The sequence below is a fragment of the Terribacillus halophilus genome (genome assembly GCF_900162685.1).
In the GTDB taxonomy this organism is placed as follows: Bacteria; Bacillota; Bacilli; order Bacillales; family Amphibacillaceae; genus Terribacillus; species Terribacillus halophilus_A.
This window is the reverse complement of record NZ_LT727828.1, coordinates 2,410,754-2,434,251: the sequence shown is the minus strand read 5'-3', so window position 1 is coordinate 2,434,251 and position 23,498 is coordinate 2,410,754. Positions and strand designations below refer to the sequence as shown.

Annotated in this window: 28 protein-coding genes; 23 read left to right on the top strand and 5 right to left on the bottom strand. The window is 41.0% G+C overall.

Features of this window, described 5'->3' with window-relative positions:
- The 3 genes from sigI (at position 1) to B1K52_RS17005 (ending at position 3,675) form a co-directional block, all read left to right on the top strand.
- Positions 1–732 (top strand): RNA polymerase sigma-I factor, encoded by a 732-nt coding sequence (gene sigI, locus B1K52_RS17015; RefSeq protein ID WP_077310396.1) that lies wholly within the window; start codon positions 1–3, stop codon positions 730–732.
- Entirely contained in the window at positions 732–2,039 is a 1,308-nt protein-coding gene (locus tag B1K52_RS17010) for an anti-sigma-I factor RsgI family protein (protein ID WP_077310394.1), read from the top strand. Before sigI ends, B1K52_RS17010 begins: the two co-directional genes overlap by 1 nt.
- Before the next feature lie 91 nt (positions 2,040–2,130).
- Positions 2,131–3,675 carry a bifunctional GNAT family N-acetyltransferase/carbon-nitrogen hydrolase family protein gene (locus tag B1K52_RS17005; protein WP_077310392.1) on the top strand — a complete coding sequence of 515 codons (1,545 nt, stop codon included), beginning with the start codon at positions 2,131–2,133 and terminating at the stop codon, positions 3,673–3,675.
- Positions 3,676–3,722: 47 nt separating this feature from the next.
- Here B1K52_RS17005 and B1K52_RS17000 read toward each other — a convergent pair whose 3' ends face one another.
- The gene (locus B1K52_RS17000; protein WP_077310391.1) at positions 3,723–3,959 is read right to left on the bottom strand and encodes a YhdB family protein; all 237 of its coding nucleotides are present in this window, start codon (positions 3,957–3,959) and stop codon (positions 3,723–3,725) included.
- Positions 3,960–4,119: 160 nt separating this feature from the next.
- On the opposite strand from B1K52_RS17000, the gene B1K52_RS16995 reads away from it, so the two are divergent.
- The gene (locus B1K52_RS16995) at positions 4,120–4,740 is read left to right on the top strand and encodes a YhcN/YlaJ family sporulation lipoprotein (RefSeq protein WP_077310389.1); all 621 of its coding nucleotides are present in this window, start codon (positions 4,120–4,122) and stop codon (positions 4,738–4,740) included.
- A 30-nt stretch (positions 4,741–4,770) separates the two neighbouring features.
- Here the strand turns inward: B1K52_RS16995 and ltaE are convergent, their stop codons facing one another.
- A complete protein-coding gene (ltaE, locus tag B1K52_RS16990; RefSeq protein WP_077310387.1) occupies positions 4,771–5,802 on the bottom strand; it encodes a low-specificity L-threonine aldolase in 1,032 nt (343 codons plus the stop codon).
- 195 nt (positions 5,803–5,997) lie between these two features.
- Between ltaE and B1K52_RS16985 the strand changes: the two genes are divergently transcribed.
- The 4 genes from B1K52_RS16985 to B1K52_RS16970 are packed head-to-tail and all read left to right on the top strand — an operon-like array spanning position 5,998 to position 9,185.
- Complete coding sequence (locus tag B1K52_RS16985) at positions 5,998–6,636, top strand: class I SAM-dependent DNA methyltransferase (RefSeq protein WP_077310385.1); 639 nt, start codon at positions 5,998–6,000, stop codon at positions 6,634–6,636.
- 15 nt (positions 6,637–6,651) lie between these two features.
- Positions 6,652–7,116, top strand: a complete 465-nt coding sequence (locus tag B1K52_RS16980; protein WP_077310384.1) for an S-ribosylhomocysteine lyase — start codon at positions 6,652–6,654, stop codon at positions 7,114–7,116.
- 9 nt (positions 7,117–7,125) lie between these two features.
- The gene (locus B1K52_RS16975; RefSeq protein WP_077310382.1) at positions 7,126–8,052 is read left to right on the top strand and encodes a PLP-dependent cysteine synthase family protein; all 927 of its coding nucleotides are present in this window, start codon (positions 7,126–7,128) and stop codon (positions 8,050–8,052) included.
- A complete protein-coding gene (locus B1K52_RS16970; RefSeq protein WP_077310379.1) occupies positions 8,049–9,185 on the top strand; it encodes a bifunctional cystathionine gamma-lyase/homocysteine desulfhydrase in 1,137 nt (378 codons plus the stop codon). The genes B1K52_RS16975 and B1K52_RS16970 overlap by 4 nt, the downstream gene beginning before the upstream one ends.
- Positions 9,186–9,201: 16 nt before the next feature.
- Here the strand turns inward: B1K52_RS16970 and B1K52_RS16965 are convergent, their stop codons facing one another.
- Positions 9,202–9,972, bottom strand: a complete 771-nt coding sequence (locus B1K52_RS16965; protein ID WP_077310377.1) for a type 1 glutamine amidotransferase domain-containing protein — start codon at positions 9,970–9,972, stop codon at positions 9,202–9,204.
- Between the two features lie 111 nt (positions 9,973–10,083).
- On the opposite strand from B1K52_RS16965, the gene B1K52_RS16960 reads away from it, so the two are divergent.
- The 7 genes from B1K52_RS16960 (at position 10,084) to B1K52_RS16930 (ending at position 18,033) form a co-directional block, all read left to right on the top strand.
- Entirely contained in the window at positions 10,084–11,451 is a 1,368-nt protein-coding gene (locus B1K52_RS16960) for a dipeptidase (RefSeq protein ID WP_077310375.1), read from the top strand.
- A gap of 405 nt (positions 11,452–11,856) precedes the next feature.
- Complete coding sequence (locus tag B1K52_RS16955) at positions 11,857–12,732, top strand: DUF4097 family beta strand repeat-containing protein (protein ID WP_077310373.1); 876 nt, start codon at positions 11,857–11,859, stop codon at positions 12,730–12,732.
- A 343-nt stretch (positions 12,733–13,075) separates the two neighbouring features.
- Entirely contained in the window at positions 13,076–14,008 is a 933-nt protein-coding gene (locus B1K52_RS16950; protein WP_077310372.1) for an ABC transporter ATP-binding protein, read from the top strand.
- Positions 14,009–14,039: 31 nt separating this feature from the next.
- A complete protein-coding gene (locus B1K52_RS16945; RefSeq protein WP_077310371.1) occupies positions 14,040–14,744 on the top strand; it encodes a DUF2705 family protein in 705 nt (234 codons plus the stop codon).
- Between the two features lie 128 nt (positions 14,745–14,872).
- Complete coding sequence (locus B1K52_RS16940; RefSeq protein WP_143588911.1) at positions 14,873–15,568, top strand: response regulator transcription factor; 696 nt, start codon at positions 14,873–14,875, stop codon at positions 15,566–15,568.
- Positions 15,565–16,503: a sensor histidine kinase gene (locus tag B1K52_RS16935; RefSeq protein ID WP_077310369.1), complete on the top strand. Its 939-nt coding sequence runs from the start codon at positions 15,565–15,567 to the stop codon at positions 16,501–16,503. Before B1K52_RS16940 ends, B1K52_RS16935 begins: the two co-directional genes overlap by 4 nt.
- 120 nt (positions 16,504–16,623) lie before the next feature.
- Complete coding sequence (locus B1K52_RS16930; RefSeq protein ID WP_077310367.1) at positions 16,624–18,033, top strand: SpoVR family protein; 1,410 nt, start codon at positions 16,624–16,626, stop codon at positions 18,031–18,033.
- A gap of 28 nt (positions 18,034–18,061) precedes the next feature.
- Here the strand turns inward: B1K52_RS16930 and B1K52_RS16925 are convergent, their stop codons facing one another.
- Positions 18,062–18,427 (bottom strand): thiol-disulfide oxidoreductase DCC family protein, encoded by a 366-nt coding sequence (locus B1K52_RS16925; RefSeq protein ID WP_077310365.1) that lies wholly within the window; start codon positions 18,425–18,427, stop codon positions 18,062–18,064.
- A gap of 169 nt (positions 18,428–18,596) precedes the next feature.
- Here B1K52_RS16925 and B1K52_RS16920 point away from each other — a divergent pair, with 169 nt between their 5' ends.
- The 4 genes from B1K52_RS16920 (at position 18,597) to B1K52_RS16905 (ending at position 20,818) form a co-directional block, all read left to right on the top strand.
- The gene (locus B1K52_RS16920) at positions 18,597–18,902 is read left to right on the top strand and encodes an MGMT family protein (RefSeq protein ID WP_077310363.1); all 306 of its coding nucleotides are present in this window, start codon (positions 18,597–18,599) and stop codon (positions 18,900–18,902) included.
- A complete protein-coding gene (locus tag B1K52_RS16915) occupies positions 18,889–19,488 on the top strand; it encodes a nucleotidyltransferase family protein (RefSeq protein ID WP_077310361.1) in 600 nt (199 codons plus the stop codon). The genes B1K52_RS16920 and B1K52_RS16915 overlap by 14 nt, the downstream gene beginning before the upstream one ends.
- Positions 19,481–20,002 (top strand): GNAT family N-acetyltransferase, encoded by a 522-nt coding sequence (locus B1K52_RS16910; protein ID WP_077310359.1) that lies wholly within the window; start codon positions 19,481–19,483, stop codon positions 20,000–20,002. The genes B1K52_RS16915 and B1K52_RS16910 overlap by 8 nt, the downstream gene beginning before the upstream one ends.
- Before the next feature lie 156 nt (positions 20,003–20,158).
- On the top strand, positions 20,159–20,818 hold the full coding sequence (locus tag B1K52_RS16905; protein ID WP_179106595.1) for a class I SAM-dependent methyltransferase: 660 nt from the start codon (positions 20,159–20,161) through the stop codon (positions 20,816–20,818).
- A 32-nt stretch (positions 20,819–20,850) separates the two neighbouring features.
- Here B1K52_RS16905 and B1K52_RS17765 read toward each other — a convergent pair whose 3' ends face one another.
- The gene (locus B1K52_RS17765; protein ID WP_101896434.1) at positions 20,851–20,985 is read right to left on the bottom strand and encodes a small, acid-soluble spore protein L; all 135 of its coding nucleotides are present in this window, start codon (positions 20,983–20,985) and stop codon (positions 20,851–20,853) included.
- A 135-nt stretch (positions 20,986–21,120) separates the two neighbouring features.
- On the opposite strand from B1K52_RS17765, the gene B1K52_RS16900 reads away from it, so the two are divergent.
- The 4 genes from B1K52_RS16900 to B1K52_RS16885 all read left to right on the top strand — a co-directional run bounded on the left by B1K52_RS16900 (position 21,121) and on the right by B1K52_RS16885 (position 23,458).
- A complete protein-coding gene (locus B1K52_RS16900; RefSeq protein ID WP_256855948.1) occupies positions 21,121–21,876 on the top strand; it encodes a C39 family peptidase in 756 nt (251 codons plus the stop codon).
- Positions 21,877–21,956: 80 nt separating this feature from the next.
- Entirely contained in the window at positions 21,957–22,487 is a 531-nt protein-coding gene (locus B1K52_RS16895; protein WP_077310355.1) for a mismatch-specific DNA-glycosylase, read from the top strand.
- The gene (locus B1K52_RS16890; RefSeq protein WP_077310354.1) at positions 22,484–23,239 is read left to right on the top strand and encodes an SDR family NAD(P)-dependent oxidoreductase; all 756 of its coding nucleotides are present in this window, start codon (positions 22,484–22,486) and stop codon (positions 23,237–23,239) included. Before B1K52_RS16895 ends, B1K52_RS16890 begins: the two co-directional genes overlap by 4 nt.
- A gap of 81 nt (positions 23,240–23,320) precedes the next feature.
- Positions 23,321–23,458, top strand: a complete 138-nt coding sequence (locus B1K52_RS16885; protein WP_077310352.1) for a YjcZ family sporulation protein — start codon at positions 23,321–23,323, stop codon at positions 23,456–23,458.
- Positions 23,459–23,498: the final 40 nt, after the last annotated feature.

The following is a 23,498-nucleotide window of genomic DNA, read 5'->3' as shown; positions in this document are numbered from 1 at the left end:
TTGTATCTACGCCAGTCTAATGATCCTAAGCGCGGGAAATTAGAAGAACAAGTCAAACAAGTGCAAGCTGGTGATACTGACAAACAAAATGAGCTGATTCAGAAGTATCAGCCGTTTATTGCAAAGTCAGTTTCAGAGGTATGCAAAAGATTTATTGATCCTGTTAAAGACGAGGAATTCAGTGTCGGTCTTTCTGCCTTTAATGAAGCAATGCTGTCATATGCAGATGACAAAGGCAGTTCTTTCTTATCATTTGCCAAGCTCGTCATTAAACGGAAGACGATTGACTATATCAGACGTGAACGAATTCGTCTTCCTGCGGCGTCATTGGATGAATTATTTGAGGATGACAGTGAAAATCCGCGAGAGGCAGAAGCTGCGCAGACAGCTTTTATCCAAGAAACAGAATCTTGGTACCGCCGAGCAGAGATCGAGGAGTATGATAAGAAACTGAAAGAATACAAGCTGTCATTCCAGGAGTTAATTAACGTTGCTCCGAAACACCGTGATGCCAGAGAAACGGCAATCGAATCAGCTAAGATTCTGCATGCTGATCCGGACTTGCGGAATTATGTAATTCGGAAAAAGAAGATTCCGATCAAACAGCTTGTGGAAAAGGTTTCTGTTAGTAAAAAGACACTGGAAAGGAACAGAAAGTACATTCTCGCTGTATTTATTATCTTTAGCGAGGATTATATTTACCTGAAGGATTATATGAAGGGGGTGAGTTAGTGAAAAGAGGAGTCGTCGTGAAGCAAAGCCGACGGAGCACCATCGTGCTGACCAGTGAAGGCACATTCCTGGAAATCAGTGCAAAAGGTAAAACAGAAATTGGACAGGAAGTTGAATTTACTGCAGAAGAAATGATTCGCAGAACGCAAATCAGACAATGGACCCCATCTGTGAAAAATCTTATGAGAGTAGCAGTATTGGTGCTTGTGTTTGTGTTGGCATTATTCCCTATGTATTCCTGGTACGTTGGTAACAAAGCGTACGCGTATGTCAGTCTGGATTTCAACCCAAGCATCGAATTAAAAGTAAATAACCGGATGGATGTTGTTTCTATCACAGGTTTAAACGAACAAGCAAGAACGGTTATTGCTAATCTTGATGATTGGCAAGGAGAAGCTGTTGAAGATGTTGCAGCGAATATTTTGCGTAAGTCGAGTGACTTAGGTCTTTTAGCTGACTCGGAAAGTATTATTATTGGAGTTAATTATATTGATACGAGACAAGATGATAAAAAGCTGACGAACATTCTGGAGGGTTCTGTAAACAAATTCAACAACTCCCTACATATTGCATCCTTCCAAGTGCCGGACAAGGTACGTGAAGTTGCACAGAATAAGCAAAAATCAATGAATGAGATTATGGCGCAGTCTATTTTAGAAGGGAATTATTTGTCTACGTCTGTTCCGTCGCTAACACAATCAGATTCAGCCATTATTAAAGATTTCTATAAAGATGATGTGGAAGTAGACAGGAAAGCACAGGACGAGACTTCCCGAAAACCGAAAGATAGCGTTGATCCTAAACCTGCTTATGCTGTGAAAGAAGAATCAGTAAAAAAAGAAGAGAAAACTGTAAAGAAGGAAAACGCTGTTAATGGGAGTGTAAAGCGCTCTGTAGAAAAAGATCAGGATCGTACAACAGGTCCCATTAAGAAGGCGGACGAGGAGCAAAATCATATAACCGTTTCTAATCAGAAAGAAGTAAAACAAAATGTGAAAGGTGCTCCTCAAACAAGTGAGTCTGGCGGGAAGTCGAAGGAAGAAAGCAAACGATCGATGCAGACACCACATAATCATGATGCGGGAAAGCATCAAAAAGAACATAACCCGAATAAACACCATTCGCAAGGATATGAGCATGCGTCGGAAAAGGCAAAAGAGAAAGTGGCTCGTGCGCAGGAACAGGGTAATAAATATGGCCATGACAAACAAAAAGAGAAGAAGCATGCATCATCTGATACGCAAAAGGACGATAAGGAGAGTCGGGGATGGCATGGCAAAGGCCATAATTCTGATTCGAATGAATAAAAATAGGGCTGTCTGTGGCTAATAACAGGACTATATGCGCAATATGAAGGGTAAGTACGAAGTGAACTTTTCAATAGAGAGGATACCGCCTATGTCTGAACTTGATTTGTCGCAGTTTGAGAAGAAAGTGGTTTTGCGCAACATTACAGAAGCCGATATTGATCAAATCCTGGATATGCAGAAACTTTGCTTTCCAGGTATGAGTCCATGGAAAAAGAGTCATTTGAAAAGTCATATTGACATCTTTCCGGAAGGCCAATTCTGTGTAGAAGTGGATGGGAAAATCATCGGCAGCTGTTCCAGCTTAATTGTTAATTTCAATGAATATGATGATCAGCATACATGGGATGATATTACAGATGAAGGGTATATCACCAACCATAATCCGGATGGGTTCAATTTGTATGGAATTGAGGTAATGGTTCACCCAGACTACCGGGGTATGAAAATAGGTAAGCGTCTTTACGAAGCGAGGCAGGAACTGGCTGCAGAAAAGAACTTAAAAAGCATCATCATTGGGGGAAGAATCCCGAATTACCATAAATACAGTCATGAACTGACTCCAAGGCAATATGTGGAGGAAGTCGAGGCACAGAATATATTTGATCCGGTGCTGACTTTCCAGGTTATGAATGGCTTCCGAGTCATGCGAATCAATCGTGACTATTTGCCGGATGATAAGCAATCAGCAACCTTTGCAACGCTGATGGAATGGAATAACATTGAATACCATGCAAAGTCAAAAAGGCACTATAAAACGTCTTATCCAGTACGTATCACTGTTATTCAATACATGATGAAGCAGATCGAGTCGTTTGAGGAGTTCGCCAGACAAGTAGAGTATTATGTGGACGTAGCATATGATTTTGGTTCGGACTTTGCCGTATTCCCTGAGATCTTTACAACCCAGCTCATGAGCTTCTTGGAAGAAAAAGTACCGTCTCAAGCAGTTCGGAAATTGTCTGAATTTACAGAGCAGTATATAGAACTGTTTACTGCTCTGGCTGTTCGTTACAATGTTAACATTGTCGGCGGTTCCCATTTCGTTGAAGAAGATGACCATATATATAATATCGCTTATCTATTCCGTCGAGATGGCACGATTGAGAAGCAGTATAAGATTCATGTGACACCAAACGAGAAAAAGTGGTGGGGTATTCAGCCCGGTGATGCGGTGCAGGTGTTTGATACTGATTGCGGACGTATTGCAATTCAGATTTGCTATGATATTGAATTCCCGGAGCTTGCACGCTATGCAGTTGACCAGGGTGCCAATATTATTTTCGTCCCGTTCTGTACTGACGATCGTCAAGGTTATTTGCGTGTCCGTTATTGTGCGCAGGCACGAGCAGTGGAGAACCAGGTCTACACTGTTATTGCTGGAACTGTCGGGAACTTAACTCAAGTAGAGAACATGGATATACAATATGCACAATCCGGGATCTTCACACCATCTGATTTTGAATTTGCACGCGATGGTATTGTCGGTGAATGTCCGCCAAATATTGAAACAGTCGTTGTTGGAGATGTAGACTTGGAAATTTTACAGCGGCAGCGCAAAACCGGTACAGTTCGCCATTTACGTGACCGCCGCAAAGATTTATTTGAGTTGCGGTATAAAAAGTTTGAAAAATAAGAAGCGGAAATAAAGAAGGCTCGAGCTAAAGTGCTCGAGTCTTCTTTTTATACATCCAAGGCATATAACGATGTATGCCCAAGGGCATGATCAATATATTGAAGCAATTCTTCGTGTGAACTCACTACAGCATGCTGTTTGGAGGGATAATGGAATGCATGCAGGAAAATCTCAATCCGTTTGGAAAGCAAGTCATCATTCGTACGCACCATAAGAACAAGCAGGTCATCCCACTGTCCCCAAATCGTGAACATTAATGCTTTTTCATAATCCTGGATTTTCATTCGGCATCCCCTTCCTGCCAGGGTACATATAGTATCTCTCCAAAGAGCGGGATAATCACTGGCAGATATAAGAAGCGAAGGCCTCATCTTCATCTGTATAAGGTGATTGAATCCGTACATACTAAGCGCAGTATTGCACTTCTAAAGGAGGAAACATCAGATGAAGAAATGGAAATTGTTAAGTATGGCGGCACTAGCTGCTATCACCCTTACAGCATGTCAGAATGACGATAATAATGAATCGGGTATGGGGCGTAATGTGGAGCCTACCAGATTTAATAATACGGACAATAATCTTGTTCATCGTAATAGTGACGATACGATGGATGTAGATGACCGTCAAAAAAATGGAAATGACCAGCAGCCGCGTTATCAAGTTGCAGATGATATTTCAAAAAAAGTTAAAGAAGTAAAAGGCGTAGACAATGCGTATGTATTTACAACGGATAACAACGCTTTTGTTGCAGTTGACATGCAGAACAACAACGATGACAATGACAATTCTGGTAATAATGGGATGGGTAACATCAGTACTGGAGATACCCAAAACACTGGGGATAATAAAAATAATGATGTAACAGATGAAATGAAAAAAGATGTAGAAAAAGCGGTTAAGTCAGTAGATGAAGACATCGATAATGTGTATGTATCAGCTGACCCGGATTTCCTGGGAATGGCAGAGGATTATAATAACAAAATCGATGAAGGACAACCGGTTAAAGGATTCTTCCTTGAATTTGGCAACATGCTGAATCGCGTATTCCCGAATAACGAAAGATAAAAAGGGGCTCCCACAATGATGGGAGCCTCTTTAATTTGGCTGTTTGGTTAAAGATGTTGCAATAGATAGCGCCTTTTTAATCGCGCCTTTTCCAACATCATAATGTGTTACGAAACGAACGATATATGGCCCAAAACTATTTGCTAACACTTGCTGCTCCTTCAAAAGCTGCACATACGCATCAGCAGTCATACCCGTAGCTTGCACATCAGCGAGTACAATATTTGTTTCCACTCTGTTTATAATTTCAATTCCGTCAATCTCGGCTAGTCCATCCGCTAAGAGTCTGGCATTATCGTGGTCCTCGGCTAGCCGGTCCGCATTGTCACGCAGCGCAACAAGACCAGGAGCAGCTAGAATGCCTGCTTGCCGCATGCCTCCTCCGAGACGTTTTCTCCACTTCCGGGCTTTATCTATAAATACCTTTGAGCCAGCGATGACAGAACCCACTGGGGCACCGAGTCCTTTCGAAAGACAGATTTGAACCGTGTCAGTCAGCTGCGCGTATTTTGCCACACTAATACCGGACGCAGCGGCTGCATTGAAAAGACGTGCACCATCCAAATGAATTGGTATATGGTGTTCACGTGCAATTTGCGCAATTACCATCATGTTCTCAATCGGTATAACAGCGCCGCCAGCTTTGTTATGGGTATTTTCAAGACAAATCAAGCCGGTCTCCGGGAAATGGATATCGTCCTGGCGAATAGCAGAAGCCAAATCTTCTGGACAAATAGCGCCTCGCTCGCCCTTCATTGTACGTGTCTGCACGCCTGCAAAAATGGATGCAGCAGCACCTTCATAAAGGAAGATGTGTGAATCTTCCTGCAGAATAATTTCATTACCTGGGCTGCAATGAGAAAGTATGGCGATTTGATTACCCTGGGTACCGCTAGGCACGAATAGTGCGGCCTCTTTTCCGAGTAAATCGGCAACCGTTTCTTCTAACTCATTCACAGCAGAATCTTCTCCGTATACGTCATCTCCGACTTCTGCTTCATAAGCTGCCTTGCGCATCGCTTCCGTTGGTTTGGTGACTGTATCACTGCGTAGATCAATCATGGCGAACACTCCTCTCTTTCCTATTATATAGCAAGAATTTATAACTTTTCCACTTTTTTTATAGTTTAAAACAGCGACACTGTCGGTATATGTTTTCATTGAATATATTGCGATACTATGGTATTCTTCTAACATAAACATGATAATTCTTATTAGTTTACTCGGATATAAGAATATAACACTTGAGGTGATGAAATGGGTCGCGAATTTATCGATATGTTCGATGAATGGGCAGAATCATATGATGATACAGTTACTGGCCAGGATCCGCAATATAAAGATGTGTTTGAGAAGTATCACGAGATATTACAGTCAGTTGCTGATGCAGCAGAAGGAAATACATTGGAATTCGGTGTAGGCACCGGTAACCTTTCCGCGAAACTGCTTGCAAAGGGGTTGAAAGTGTCTGGTATTGAACCATCTAAAGAAATGCGAGAGCATGCATCAAGGAAGTTTCCGGAGCTTTCCATTACCGATGGAGACTTTCTGTCATTTCCAGAACCGGCAGAGCAGGTTTCTTCTATAGTGAGTACGTGGGCGTTTCATCATCTGACCGACCATGAAAAAGACCAGGCAATTGGCAGCTATGCAGCGCTTTTGCCAAGAGGCGGGAAGATTATCTTTGCGGACACTGTTTTTTCAAGTGAAGATGGCCGTGATAAGCTCATTCAGAATGAGACAGAGAAAGGCTATGACCGGCTTGTTAAAGACTTGACGACAGAATATTATACGACAATAGAAATACTCAAGAGTATTTTTCAAGCTCACGGATTCTATGTTACATTTAAGCAAATGAACCGCTTCGTCTACTTAATCACAGCAGAGAAAGCGTAAGAGGAGAGATATTAAATGACTAAAAAAATGAATGTAGAAAGTTTTAACCTTGATCATACAAAAGTTGCTGCGCCGTATGTGCGTCTTGTCGGTATTACAGAGGGAACACAAGATAAAGTATACAAATATGATATCCGCTTCAAACAGCCGAACCAGGAGTATATGGAGATGCCAGGACTGCATTCTTTGGAGCATCTGATGGCTGAGAATATCCGCAATCATATTGAAAACATCCTTGATATCGGACCGATGGGCTGCCAGACAGGCTTCTACGTATCAATTCTGAACAATGACAGCTATGATGAAATCTTGGCTGCACTAGAAAAGACACTGCAAGATGTGCTAAATGCAACAGAAGTACCAGCATGTAATGAAATACAGTGCGGCTGGGCTGCTAACCATAGCTTAGAGGGTGCACAAGAGATCGCAAAAGAAATGCTATCTAAAAAAGATGAATGGCGTCAAGTTTTCGCTGAATAGAGGGAGAAAATGGCTGTTTACAAATCTGTACATGAACTGATTGGAAATACACCAGTTGTGCAAATTACGAACTTCTCTCTGCCCGAGGGAGTTCGTTTATTTGCGAAGCTGGAGTTTTATAACCCAGGTGGAAGTGTGAAGGACCGGCTTGGCGTTCATTTGATAGATGAGGCTGTCCGCACAGGCAAACTAAAGGAAAACGGCACAATTATTGAGCCAACTGCAGGTAATACTGGAATCGGCCTTGCACTTGCTGCGCAGCAGCGCAAAGTATCCGTTATCTTTTGTGTTCCGGAGAAATTCAGTCAGGAGAAGCAGGAGCTAATGCGAGCGCTGGGTGCAAAAGTGATCAATACACCGACATCGGAAGGGATGACGGGTGCTATTAAGAAAGCGGAAGCGCTGTTGGATGAGATTCCTGACAGCTATTGCCCGCAGCAGTTCGCAAACCCTGCCAATCCAGAAACATATTATAAAACGCTCGGTCCGGAGCTATGGCATGACCTCGAAGGCGAGATCAATATCTTTGTGGCAGGAGGAGGTACGGGCGGTACCTTTATGGGGACAGCTCGTTATCTAAAGCAACAGAATCCAGCGATAAAGACGGTCATCGTAGAACCAGAGGGTTCTATCTTAAACGGCGGAGCGCCTGGCTCACACCGGACGGAGGGAATTGGTATGGAATTTTTGCCAAGTTATATGGATACCGCTTATTTTGACACTATTCATACCATTACAGATGATGATGCATTTTATTATGTGAAAGAGCTGGCCGCAAAAGAAGGTTTGCTTGTCGGGAGTTCATCCGGGTCGGCTTTCTGTGCCGCTCTGAAAGAAGCAGAAAATGCAAAGCCGGGAACGACAATAGTAACGATTTTCCCGGATAGCAGCGAACGCTACCTCAGCCAGCAGATTTACCAAGGAGGGTTAAAATGAGACGGAAAACGAAAATGATTCACGGCGGAATTACAACAGATGAAAAGACGGGGGCCGTAAGTGTTCCGATTTATCAGGTGAGTACGTATAAACAGCCAGGACCAGGTGAACATACAGGTTACGAATATTCCCGGACAGGTAACCCAACACGACATGCGCTAGAAGAAACAATTGCTGCGTTGGAGAATGGGAAAGCAGGATTTGCCTTTAGTTCTGGTATGGCTGCAATCACTTCCATTATGATGATGTTTGAATCTGGTGATCACGTAGTAATGACAGATGATGTATACGGCGGCAGCTACCGTCTTATCACAAAAGTGCTGACACGTTATCAGTTAGGCCATACGTTTGCTGATACAAGTTCACCAGAGGCAGTGGAACAAGCAATTAAGCCGGAAACAAAAGCAATATATGTAGAGACACCAACGAATCCATTATTGAAAATTACAGATATAAAGAAAATGGCGGAAATCGCAAAGAAACATAATTTACTGTTAATTGTAGACAACACGTTTGCAACACCTTACTGGCAAAATCCAATTGATTTAGGAGCCGATATTGTGCTGCACAGTGCTACCAAATATATCGGCGGCCATAGTGATGTAGTGTCTGGTCTAGTCGTCGTGAACAGTGACAAACTAGCAGAAGAACTGCACTTTATCCAGAATTCAGCTGGTGCTGTACTTGGACCGCAAGACAGCTGGCTGCTTCTGCGTGGCATCAAGACGCTTGGTATCCGAATGGAAGCAATTGAAAAGAACAGTTCAAAGCTGGTAGAGTTCCTTAAAGAGCATCCTAGTGTGAGCACAATTTATTATCCAGGATTAGCTGAGCATCAAGGGCACGATATCGCTGCAAAACAGGCGGAAGGGTTTGGCGGTATGATCTCCTTTGACGTCGGCAGCGGAGAAAAAGCTGACCAAGTATTGCGGAAAACCAAGTATTTCGTATTGGCGGAAAGTTTGGGAGCAGTAGAAAGTCTCATTTCGCTTCCTGCTAAAATGACACATGCATCTATTCCGAAAGACCGCCGAGAAGAATTAGGCATTACAGAAGGATTGATCCGAATTAGTGTTGGTATTGAAGACAGTGAGGATCTTATCGACGATTTAAAGCAAGCGTTGACAGAATAAGCAAAGCCAGTCCCATTTAAGGGGCTGGCTTTCTTCTTAATATTTGATCCTCAACTGAAATGCGCAAAACAGCACGGAAAGAATCTGGGTGCTCAGCGAATGCTTTCTGTTCTAATCGGTTAATAACTGCTTTAGCTACACCTTTCACGCTGGCTGGATTCTGTCCAGTAATCACTCTGTCGTCTTCTTCTACATGTCCTTTGAATGGAATCTTGGCTTTATGGTAAGTAAGAGCACGATTTTTTAGCTGTTCCTCTAACGAATAAGGAATTTCATGCTTATTAAAGCTGGCTGTTTCTTCGCGGTCCGAATAACCTGTGACTGTTTTATTTTGTATTAAGTATGTTCCGTCTGACAATTTGACGTTTAACAATGCTGCCGGACCATGGCAGACTGCAGCGACAACGCCGCCATTTTCATAAATCTCTCTTGTAAGCTGCTGCAGCTCTTTGCTTTCTGGAAAGTCCCACATGGTCCCGTGACCACCAGTGAAGTAAATGGCATCATAGTCAGCAGCTTTTACGTCTTTAGGTGAAAGACTTTCTTGCAGCAGTCTTTGAAATCCTGGGGCGCGATAATATTTGCGCAGTTTGTGACTCTTGAACAAGCCTGTCAGACTGCGATGATCAATCGGTATATTGCCTCCTTTTGGACTGATAACGGTCATATAATGACGGGTTTTCAGCTTGTCATAAAAGTTCGTCAGCTCACTGAACCAGAGACCGGTCGTTTCAGGTGTCTGCTTCAAGCTGTCATGATTGGTTGCAACAATTAATACCTTACCCATAGGTAACCTCCTGCAATGTCATATTTCTTTTACGATTCCACTAGGAGGTGCAAGCTAAACAAGAAGCGCAAGAATTGTGCTAAACTAGAAAGAAAAGAAAGGGTGGCACACATGACCAATCAAGTAGTCGCTTATTTACAGGAAAATCGGGAGAAGCTGCTGGAAAAGCTGTATAGCTATCTGCGTATCCCAAGTATCAGCACAGACAGTACATATAAAGAAGATGTTGCGAAGGCAGCTGCCTTTACAGCTGATTATTTAAAAGAAATTGGTTTTGATAAAGTGACCGTTCAACAGACAGAAAAACACCCAATCGTAACAGGTGAATGGCTTGGTGCAGGTTCTGATAAACCGACAGCACTTTTCTATGGACATTACGATGTCCAGCCAGCCGACCCGCTTCCGCTTTGGGACAGTGAGCCATTTGAGCCGGCAGAGCGCAATGGACGCATTTACGCTCGCGGTGTGAGTGATGATAAAGGACAAGTGTTCATGCATCTAGCTGTTTTTGAAGCTTTCATGAAAACAGAAGGAGCACTCCCAATCAATATGAAAGTATGTATTGAAGGAGAAGAAGAGATCGGCAGCACGAATTTGCATGCGGTTCTGCATGAACAAACAGAGCAGTTCCAAGCTGATTTTGCGATTATCAGCGATTCGGGCATGGTGGAAACAGGACAGCCAACAATGCTTTATGGTTTAAAGGGAGCAGCTGCACTCGAGTTCTCGGTTTACGGACCAGACCGAGATTTGCATTCCGGCTTGTATGGGGGAGCCGTCCGTAATCCGCTGCAAGCGATGACGCATATCTTAAGTTCTCTAAAAGATAAAGAAGAAGTAGTCCAAGTGGAAGGGTTTTATGACGGCGTTGAGGAACTGCCGGAAGAAGAACGCAAGCTAATGGCACAAGCCCCAGGAGAAGACTTTACCAAAACAGTCGGCGTTCCGGAAGCAGTTTCGGAAAAAGGCTACACAGCGAAAGAACATACAATGGCCCGCCCAACATTAGAGGTTAACGGCATGTATGGCGGTTATCAAGGAGAAGGAACGAAGACGATTATTCCATCCGAAGCAACTGCGAAAATAACGAGCCGCCTTGTTCCAGGTCAGGATCCAGCGGACATTGTGGAGAAAATAACAGCACATATCAAGAAGCATACGCCAGCTGGGGTGCGTGTCGAGGTTAGACCGGAACCGTTCAAAGCAAAAGCGTATAAAGTAGATCCAAATCATCCGCTGATACAAAAAGCAGCGGACAGTTTAACACAAGCCTTTGGCAAAGAAACTGTCTTTGTTCGTATGGGTGGATCCATTCCAGTTGTGGAGTGGATTGATACTGTCTACCAAATGCCTGTCATCTTGCTTGGATTTGGCACGCCAGAAGACAGACTGCACTCCCCGAATGAAAGCTTCCCGCTGGAAAGCTTTGATAAAGGGATGGAGACATTGGTTTATTATTATGAAAAAGTAAGTGAATAAGGATTATTCAAATTCCAGTAGCTGGCGGCTTAATTATGTCTCCTGTTTTTGCCTGATGGTCTGGTTTTTGAAATCAATTTAAACAAGCGGTTCTCTATTTTGAGACTGCTTGTTTTTTTATGTTTTCAAAAAAACAAATCTATGGACTTCTGCTACTCCATCTCTCATGGTGCACAGAAAAGTAACTTAAGAAAGTATTAAGAAATTAGTAAGAGGAAAGAAATCTTTATTTTTTAGAATGGAAATATAAATCGGAGGAGGAGAGCAAATGGATAAGAAACAGTTAGTCCAAGTTAATGGGAATTGTTTATTCAAGATGTCAATTTGTATCTAAAGGTAGAAAGTAATGATGAATATACATTAAAACCTGAAACCGCATAAATCTATCAATTAGGAGGAAGCAAAATGAAAAAAGTTATATCAACTGCAGCAGCATTTGTTGTAATTGGCGGACTTGCTTTTGGTGCCTATAGCTATCGTGCAGAGGGTAATAATTTTGAGAAGAATGAGTCTTATAACACAGATAATATTGAAAGTATAAAAGTAGATAGTGATTCGTGGGAGGTAAGATTTAAAAAGAGTGAATCAAATAAGTTAACTATATTTGCTGAAGGGAATCAAAAAGATGATGATCCTGTTACATTCAAGAGAGAAGGAGAAGCAATAGTAATCAAACAAAGTAAATCAAAACAGGGTAGCTTTTTTGGAGGATTTACTTTTGGGAAGAAGGGGACAATCCGTATTAATATGCCTGAATCAGGTATAAATAATATTGAATTAACAACTAAAGATGGTGATATAGAAATGAGCAAAATCGCAGTTGGTAATATTGTTGTTAAAAGCAATGCTGGTGATGGGAAAGTGGAAGGTGTTTCGGCTAAATCAGGAAAGTTTTCATCTATGGATGGAATGTTAAGTGTGGAAGATAGTTCCATTGATAAGTTGGATATAACTTCTGCTAGCGGTGACAACTACATGGAAAATGTAACTAGTTCTAAGGCAAAGGTTACTTCAGTAGATGGGCTGATCTCAATAAAAGAAGTAAATGAAGGGAAATCTTTAGAAGTGAATACAGAATCGGGTGACATAAAAGTGTCTTATAAGAAGGCACCAACTTCTCTATCGGTTACTGCTGAGAGCGCATCTTCTGATATAGATCTTGATATAAAAGGACTTGAGGAAAGCGAAGATACTGAAAATATTAAGAAGGGAAAGGTTGGTCAGGGGACTAATAAGTTAAGTCTAACAAGTGATGATGGACTAATACGTGTAACAGATTAATTAAAATGAGATGTGATTGAGATTACCAATTTCAAATATAACTATGAATTTTCAAATTAGATGCTGTCTTAATACTCTTTTAAGAACAGCATTTTTTAATGTGCTATTAGCAACAAGTTAGTTGAGAGAAATGGAGTAACTCGAAACAACCTTCTATCCCGTATGTCTAGGGACGTATCATTGCAGTTTCTTTAAAATATTCACAAGCTTAAGTGTTTGGTAAACATCATACCTTTGCTTCTTCATTCTGCCAGTTCGAACTTAAGGAAGAATTAAGAATTTAGTAAGAGAAAAGAAAAAACCGATTTGTATAATAGCTATAGAAACAGAGAGGAGAGATCAGATGACATACATCTTGCAAACATACCAGCTTACAAAATCTTACGGCGGAAATGATGTGGTATCGGGTGTGGACATGCACGTTAAAGCGGGTGAGATTTATGGCTTCTTAGGACCGAATGGAGCCGGAAAGACAACAATCATGAAAATGATTACAAATCTTATCAAACCTACAAGCGGGGAAATTGAATTGTTTGGAAATAAATTAACAGCGACATCTGTGGAAGTATTAAAAAGAATGGGGACAATTATCGAATACCCCGTATTTTATGACAGATTGACTGCTAAAGAAAACTTGGCACTGCACTGCGAATATATGGGCTATTATGATAAAAAGGCAATCGAGCAAGCATTGGAGCTTGTTAAGCTACACAATGTCGGAGAAAAGAAAGTAAAGGACTTTTCTTTAGGAATGAAACAAAGATTAGGCATAGCGAGAGCAATCTCAACTAAACCTGAATTACTTGTATTGGATGAGCCGATTAATGGTCTTGACCCAGTAGGTATAAAAGATTTAAGAGAATTATTCAAATTACTTTCCAGGGATTTTGGTGTCACTCTTATAGTGTCAAGCCATATTCTTGCAGAGATGGAACAAATGGCCGATACAATAGGAATTATTCAAGACGGCAAGTTAGTGAAAGAAGTGGCAATGAAAAGCATCAGCGGCGAGCAAACAGAATATATCGAAGTTCATGTACAGAACGTTAAGCGAGCAGTATATGTTCTTGAGGAGAAACTGAAAGCACGAAACTATAAAATATTTGATGAGAATATAATTCGAATTTACGATGGTAAATTAACGCAAAGTGAATTAACGAAAGTATTCGTAATAGAAAATATTGAAATAGATAGTATTAATAAAAAACATAGTTCGTTAGAAGAGTATTTCATTAATACGATGAAGGAAAAGGAGATACAGCTTTTAGAAACTTAAAAAGATAATGTAAAAGTAAAGGAGAATTAAGATGTTTAAACTAATGAAGCTAGAATACAAAAAGCATAAACTGTTTGGGTATTTTCCAGTTGTAATAATGTGTATCGCAGCCACTTTTGCAGTAGTTGCTCTCATGGGGTGGGGATCCAGAAATGAAATTGAACCAATGTTTCCCGATTTTCAAAGTTTTATGTCATTAGCTGATATTTTTATCAGGACGGTCTTTCTCATCTTTTCTAGCGTGATTTTAGCCAAGATTGTTATTGAAGAATTTCGAACAGGCACTATTCAGTTGCTGTTCACTTACCCAGTACAACGCAAGCAGCTGATGAAAGCAAAATTAATTGTAGTTTTTGCCTTCTGTTTCTTTAGTATCGTTCTGGCAACGCTTATTACGTATTTGCTTGCTTATTTGATAAGTCCGCATCTGTTTCTGTTTGAGGCTCCTTTAGAATGGAACGATATAATGTTAATTTTCCCAGCAACACTTATAAATGCATTAATGACTGCTGGAGTCAGCTTAATTCCCTTATTTTTCGGTATGAAAAAGAAATCAGCCGCTGCTACGATTACATGGGCTGTTATCATTGGTATCTTAATTAACGGAACAATATCAAATGGAAGTGAAGCAGTTAGTTTATTCCAATTTATTTGGATACCATTAGCATTAGGATTACTTGGTTTGGCCATTGCTTACCAATCTTATCGCCATATTGACAAACGAGATGTTGCCTGATTTCAGGCAGCATTTTCTGTATTCTATAAAAAACTTCTATATCTCTATTGGTGGAAAAAAATGTGATTCTTCTATATATATGTTATAAGAATGTAGAGGCGCTATTTCTAACGTTAGGAGTGTTTATTGTGATTGCAAGCGTTTTGGTTGTGGAAGATGATTTCTATATAAACAAGATGGTTCAGGAGAGCTTAACTAAAGAAGGCTTTGATGTGACAGCAGTATATGATGGGGAAGAGGCTTTAGTAAACTGCAGAAATCATCAATATGATGTAATTTTGTTGGACTTGATGCTTCCAAAAATTGATGGAATTGAATGCTTAACAAGAATTCGTTCTCGAAGTATGGTGCCAGTTCTTATCATGTCTGCTAAAGGAGAAGATACAGATAAAGTGATAGGGCTGGGGTTAGGTGCTGATGATTATATTTCCAAACCGTTCTCTATTGCTGAATTGACGGCACGGGTCAAAGCAACATTGCGCAGAGAACAGCATTATATGAGGACGACAGAAAAGAAAGCGCAGTATTTGCGAATAGGCGACTTGCTGGTTGATATTGATAACTACTCAATCAGGAAATTTGGTCAAGAAATCAGCCTTACTGCTAAAGAATTCAGTATTCTGAAACTATTCGTGCAGCATCCTTCTAATGTATATACTAAAGCACAGCTTTATCATTTGATTTGGAAAGAAGATTATCATGGAGATGAGAATGTCATCAACGTGCATATTAGGCGACTAAGAGAGAAGATTGAAGATGACCCATCCAACCCAAGATATATAAAGACTTTATGGGGGATTGGTTATAAGTTAGGTGAGATATGAATACAGTCATAGTACTTACAGGGTTGCTAGTTGTATCGTTGTTTATTAATCTCCTGCTTTTCAAAAGTAAGCGAAGTGTAGAAGATGAACTGAAATACATAGAAAACAAACTGCGTCAAATAACGTATGTCGATGAGAGAGAAAGGATCTTGCAACATACGAGTAATCAAGCAGTCAAAAATCTCTTAATTCAGTTAAATATTTTACTTGATCGGAATCACCAAATTGCTGCTGATTATATGCATATAGAACGTTCTATGCGAAAGATGCTGTCTAATATATCACATGATCTTAAAACACCTCTCACGGTAATATTAGGCTACATTGAAATAGCGGAAAGTGATCTAAATTTGGAAGACGAAACACTTGTTAGCACGCTAGCGACACTAAAATTAAAATCTACAGAAGTGCTGCGTCTAATTGAACGTTTTTTTGAGCTGGCGAAGCTGGAGTCAGGAGACAAAGATATTCAACTTAGGAAATTGGATATTTGTGAAATAAGCAGAAAGGTCATATTGGACTTTTCGAGTATCCTGGAGAAAAAGCAATTCGATGTAATAATTGAAATTCCGGAACATTCCTTCTATGTAATGGGAAATGAAGAAGCAATCATAAGGGTTTTAAATAATCTGTTATCCAACGCAATTACTTATGGAGCAGAAGGAAATATGATTGGATTTAAGATAAGCAAGAAAAAGGATACGGTATGTATGGAAGTTTATGATAAAGGCAAAGGCATCCATGAATCGCACCAAAATGACGTATTTGAAAGAATGTACACGATGGAAGACTCTAGAAACAAGCATTATCAAGGAAGCGGCTTAGGTTTGACTATATCCAAGCGATTGGTTGAGCAGATGGGCGGTTCGATTTCATTACATAGCGTTCCGTATATTAAAACAACATTTAAAGTCAGCTTGAAACTTATCAAGTAGGATTCCAGTCTTATAACGTTAGTTTTTCCTTTTTCATGGTCTGTCGCCAAATGAGCTGGTCTCTTTTCTGCCTCCTTTGCATAAGTATAAATACTATTACGTACAAAGGAGAGAAAGCCCGTGCAGCTATCCGACACGCAGGCATTGGAAAGGGCTATTGGAGAAATTACTGAGATTGCCAAAGGATTTGGACTTGATTTTTACCCTATGCGCTATGAAATTTGTCCGGCAGATATTATTTATACATTTGGTGCTTACGGTATGCCGACGCGGTTTACACACTGGAGTTTCGGCAAGCAATTTCATAAAATGAAGCTGCAATATGATCTAGGGCTAAGTAAGATTTATGAGCTTGTTATCAACTCAAATCCTTGCTATGCTTTTCTGCTTAACTCTAACAGTTTAATTCAGAATAAACTGATTGTTGCACATGTATTGGCTCATTGTGATTTCTTCAAAAATAATGTCCGCTTTCAAAATACGAATCGCAATATGGTTGACAGTATGGCAGCAACAGCAGAGCGGGTAGCAGCTTATGAGAAGGAACATGGGAAAAAGGAAGTAGAAGATTTCCTCGATGCAGTGCTTGCGATCCAAGAGCATATTGATCCGTCTCTGTTGCGGCCAAAGCTAGGGTGGGACGCTGAAGACACAGGAGATGATGAGTTTCCAGAAAGAGCAACAGAATATGATGACATCTGGTTTGTTGATCAGAAAAAAACGAGCGAGAAAAAAGACAAGAAAAGAAAGACTTTCCCTCCTCGCCCGGAAAAAGATATCCTGTTGTTTATCGAGGAATACAGCCGTAATTTGGAGGATTGGCAGCGCGATATCCTTACAATGATGCGGGAAGAAATGCTGTATTTCTGGCCGCAGCTGGAAACAAAAATCATGAACGAAGGATGGGCATCCTTCTGGCATGCACGTATTTTGAGAGAGATGAACCTGACAAGTGATGAAGCGATTGAATATGCAAAATTAAATGCAGGTGTCGTACAGCCTTCACCGACGCAGATTAATCCATATTATTTAGGCATAAAGATTTTTGAGGATATCGAAGAACGTTTTGATAACCCCACGGAAGAAATGCAGCGGTATGGAGTTAAGCCGGGATCAGGCAGAGAGAAGATGTTCGAAGTCCGAGAAATTGAATCTGATATTTCCTTCTTACGAAATTATTTAACCAAGGAATTAGTTCACCGTGAAGATATGTACCTTTTCCAAAAACAAGGGAATGAGTATAAAGTGACGGATAAAGACTGGGAGAAAGTACGCGATCAGTTAATAACAATGCGTGTGAATGGCGGTTTTCCATATCTGACAGTCACAGATGGTGACTATTTGTCGAACGGAGAGCTGTATCTGAAGCATGAATATGAAGGTGTCGAATTAGATTTGACGTATTTAGAACGAACATTACCTTATATCTACCAGCTTTGGGGCAGATTTGTTCATATGGAGACAGTTGTGGAAGGTAAAAACGTACTGTTTAGTTATGAAGGGCAGCGCGTCATGAAGAAATATCTATAAATAAAAACGGGCAGAGGTGCCCGTTTTTTTATATGGCTTTCAATTGTTTTGTACCAAACCAGTCATGGCGGTTATCTGATATCCACTTATATAAAGATTCCAAATAAGGGTCTAAGAATGGCAGATACAACAGCCAACCTAATGCTGCAGTAGCAGGCAGCAATGTCAATATTTTTTTGACGGTTTCATGTCCTTTGTAAATATCACCTTTGAAAGACATCATATGGATGCGGTCGTATACATCCCCTTTGGCAAGAAAACGGAAGCGTTCATAATTCTCGATATTTTGTGCTGGTATCCATTTCACATTATCCAGCCAATCCAATTTTTGGATCACTTGCTTTGCAGTGGAACATAGGGGACAGCTTGCATCAAAGAACACAATATGTTTCATTATACATTCTCCTCTCGTTTACTACATAGCCCGTTCAGCAAGATGTTAAACAGGTGATGACCTATTAGACTATTTAATTAGAGTCTATCATATTCTATTTGGCTTATCATAGCGACAAGATGTTCTGCTATACTAATTGACAGATAGTTCTAAAAAAAGGAGGGGTACGGTGGATTCATTCACGGAGGAAGTAATCCGTATCATTCGGTCAATTCCCGAAGGTAAAGTGATGACATACGGCCAAATTAGTACAGCTGCAGGGCGAGTGCGCGGAGCAAGACAAGTATCAAGGATTTTACATAGCATGAGTCAAAAACACGAACTCCCATGGCACCGCGTGATAAGTGCTGACGGAAAACTGAAAATACAAGATCAAGAAACACGGAATGAGCAACTGGAACGATTGCATGAGGAAGGGTTGGAAGTACAAAACGGGCGTGTGAATTTGGAGGAGTATCGCTATGAACCTAGATAACCCTCACGCTTGTCAGCTGCAGACGGAAGCTGACTTACTAGAAGCAATCAAACAAGATATATGGATGATGTCAATACTGGAAACAGCAGCCAAGCTAGAGCTTCCTGATTACTGCATAAGTGCAGGGTTTGTCAGAGCAAAGGCATGGGATGTGCAGCATGATTACATAGAACGAACGCCGCCTACAGACGTGGATGTTGTTTATTTTGATGCAGCAGATACAGACAAAGCAGCCGAGAAAGAACTTGAAAACATGCTTGCAAAAGTGATGCCTGGTGTACCATGGTCCGTGAAAAACCAAGCGAGAATGCATCAAATCAATCAGATGCCTGCTTTTCGTGATACAGCGCATGCAATTGCTTGCTATCCAGAAACAGCTACAAGTATTGGGGTGAAATTAGAGGATGGCGAACTACAATTAATTGCACCATTTGGGGTAAATGATCTGCTCGCTTGTCGTATTGCGCCGACGCCTCTTTATGTGAAAAGCGCACCGTATCATTCTATCTACCTTGAAAGAGTTAACAAAAAGAATTGGCAACGGTTGTGGCCGCGTGTCCGAATGGAGGAATATATAAATGACTGATGTGAAAATTAGACCGCCAAGAGAAGAAGAAGGAGCCCTTTTATGGAAACTGAAATATGGAGAACAGGAACCGGAATGGAAAAAGTGGGATGCTCCCTATTTTCCGTTGACGCACAAAACAAAAGAGGACTTTTTGGCTAGCTACCAATTTGGTGAGCACTCGCCAGATCAATGGGTGATAGAGACTAACGGAACAGTCATTGGGACTGTCAGCTATTATTGGGAACACAAACCGTCCAGATGGCTGGAGATGGGTATAACTATATTTGATCCAGCTTACTGGAATGGCGGCTACGGAACAGCAGCATTTGAACAGTGGATCACTCATTTATTCGACACCATGCCAATTGTGCGAGTAGGGTATACAACATGGTCTGGAAATAAACGTATGATGCGGCTGGGAGAAAAGCTTAACATGACATTGGAAGCTCGGATGCGGAAATGCCGATATTACAACGGTGAATACTATGATTCTATTCGGATGGGGCTGCTTCGAGAAGAATGGTATAAGTGAAAAAGTGCACAAATTGTAGTGATTATTTCTTTACATTTTTTTTCAGAAAATAACCTTTAAACATTGTCTAAACATGTTACACTATGTCTAGTAAATTCTTTGTAAAGTAATTTACTGAAACAATGTATAACACTCTATGCTGGGGGAAATGGCACTGTGGGTATAACGTTACAAACCTATTGGAATAATCGTTTTGAAGCAGGGGACATTTGGGGAACGGAAGCAACACCATCAGCAGTGATGGCATATCCATATTTTGCAGCAGACCAGGCAAAGCGGCTGTTCGTACCAGGCTGCGGGTATGGAAGAAACAGTAACTTCTTTGGAGAATATGCTTTCCATGTAACAGCTTGCGATATTTCAGAAGTGGCAATTGAACGTGCCAGTAATCATGCAAAGGCAGTTGGATTGTCCAATGTAAAGCATTTTGTCGGAGATTATTTGAATTTACCTTTTCCTTCGACAGAAAGATTCGATGGCATTTATTTATCAAACATACTTCATATGTATACAGGGGAAGAAAGAGAAAACCTTTTTCATCATTTCACTTCTCATTTGCGTAAAAATGGACTTTTGATATTCTCCTGTTTGTCAGCGAGAGATGAAAAATACTATGGCGCAGGTGTGGAATTGGAGAAAGATACCTTCCTAGTGGAGAATCGAATCATGCATTTCTTCCATGAAAACGAATTGCAAGAGATGCTTCAAGATGATTACCAGATTGTTGAAATGACACTTCATAATCAGCGAATTGATTTTGAGCGAGGTGCAGAGAAAGATGTGCAGTCTTGGTTTGTCGTTGCAAGAAAAAAATAATGTACACAGCCTCATGTTGAGGCTGTGTTTTTTTATATTTTTGTATTCTTTTTCTTGGCACGCTGTTCAAGCTGGCTTTTCGGCTCTTGATTGGCTGTGTCTTCCGTAAGTCCTTGCTTATTTACGCTTGTAGCCGCATTTTTATTACGGCTGTTGTTTTTTGGCATCGTAATCACCTCAAGCATTAGTATGTGGTGCATCGTAATTTTTTATTAAACATAATTCATGTATATTGTTCCGGCGGTATAGGTTAATTTATAATAGATAGTAAACCTGGTGATCCTTTTGACAGGAGAGAATATATGAAAAACAAATATGTAATCATGCTTGGTACACTGGCAGTGATAGCGCTTGTTCTGGCAGTGCTTACGTACCAAAACAGATCAGACGAATTGCGGGCGGAAGCAACGGATATTGCTGCTAGAAAGTATAAAGCAGCTATTAAAGAGGAAGTACCAGAGCTTTCTGCGGTTAAAGACGGACCTTTAGATGTTCCGCTTTTAAACCAAATGGATGCGCCGCGTTTATATAATGGGTGTGAAGTGACGAGTTTAGCAATGATTCTCTTATATGCGGGTTATGATGTGACAAAGAATGAATTAGCTGAACAAATCCCATATGTCCCGCTGCAATATGATAACGGGCTTCGAGGAAACCCGAACAAAGGATTTGTCGGTGACATGCAGAATGGACCAGGGCTTGGTGTTTATCACGGACCTATCATGGATCTTGCTAAAAAAATAGCGGGTGACAAAGCTGTTGATAAAACGGGAGAGACAGTAAAAGAAGCTATTTACGAACCGCTCGATCAAGGTAACCCGGTATGGATTGTTACCACCGTAAATTTCACACAGACTGGTGATATGGAGACTTGGGAAACACCTAATGGGGAAGCAGATGTCACATACAGTGTTCATAGTGTGGCAGTCACAGGCTATACGGAGGATACGGTATTGCTTAATAATCCGTATGGACAGAAAAACCAAGAAGTAGACAGGGAGAATTTTGAAAAGGCTTGGAAACAGCTAGGCAGCCAGGCTATTTACATTGATAAGTAAGAGGCACAGCTGATAAGCTGTGCTTCTTTTTGCGTCTGCAAGTAGTCAAAGCTACAATGTAGGAAGATGGAGGTGCTGAGATGAAGCTTGAACCAATACCGGATCATTTAAAGAAGGGGCTGCGGCTTTTATTTATTGGATTCAATCCAAGTGTACGATCTGCGGAAACTGGTCATCATTACGCAAATCGCAATAACCGCTTCTGGAACATTCTCTATCAAGCGGGTATTACAGATCGTAAATATGAGCCTTACGAAGATCGGGAATTGCTTGAAAAGGGAATAGGCTTTACAAATATCGTGGCTAGGCCGTCGAAGGCAGCCGCTGATATTACGAAAGAAGAATACATAGAAGGTGCAGAGCTGCTTCGGGAGAAGTTAGCTCACTACCAGCCGAAGATCGCATGCTTTGTCGGAAAAGGTGTTTATCAGCAGTATGGAAAAGTGAAACAGACGAACTGGGGCTTACAAAAGTCTTCGGTTACTTCTAATGTAGTTGAATTTGTTGCTCCATCTTCAAGCGGACTTGTACGAATGCCGATGGCTGACATTGTGCACATTTATGCGGAATTACCAGCTGTCCTAAAGGATATAGAGGAGGAGATTAAATGAAAACAGCAGTAGTGACAGGAACATCCCGCGGGTTGGGAGAAGCAATTGCGAAGCATTTAATGGATAAGGAAATCAGCGTGATTGGTGTCGCGAGAAAAGACAGTAATACGCTTCCTTCCTATGAAGGGAAGGGAAATGCTAGTTATGCATATCGTTATGGAGACTTACAGGATACAGCGGCGTGTGCGCAAATTTTTGAGGACTTAGCCGCGAACATATTTTCAACCGCTAAGGACACAGTGTACTTAATTAATAATGCTGGTGTGGTCGGTCCTATAGCAACTGCTGATGCTTATAGTCTGCAGGAACTGGAAGCGCATCTGGCGATTAATCTGACGGCGCCGATACTTGCTTGCTCCATTTTCTTAAAGTATGCAAAAACATATAACATACCGTTAGTAATCGTAAATGTCACTTCTGGCGCAGCTGAACGTTCGGTACATGGCTGGAGCGCTTATAGTACATCGAAGGCTGGATTGAACCGTTATACGGAAACGGTTGCCTTGGAAGAAAGTGAGGCAGACTCCGGTAATATCGCCATTGCTTATAACCCAGGAATTATGGATACAGATATGCAGGCTGATATTCGGTCCAGTGAGCCGGAACAGTTTCAGGATGTTCAGAAGTTCAAAGACTATGTCACGAACAAGTCATTACGTGACCCAATGTTTGTAGGAGGCGTGCTTGTGGATATTCTCACAGGAGAAAGTATAGAAAATGGCAAACGATATGCTGTGAAGGATTATGTTTAAGCTGAACTGGGTATCCGCCCTTTCCTTTTCTAGGTGGTGTACATACGATACATTATCCTGTAGGAAAAGGGGGAAGTACTGATGTCCAAAGAAAATGGAAATGAAGGTTTCGGTTTCGCATTTCTCGTTGTATTGTTTATTCTTTTAATTATCGTTGGTTCTTGCTATGTAGGTGGCAACAATTACGATTATGGATACGGCAGTGGCTGCTGTTATTAATATATAAACAAAAAAGAAGCTTTGCATGAAATTATGCAAA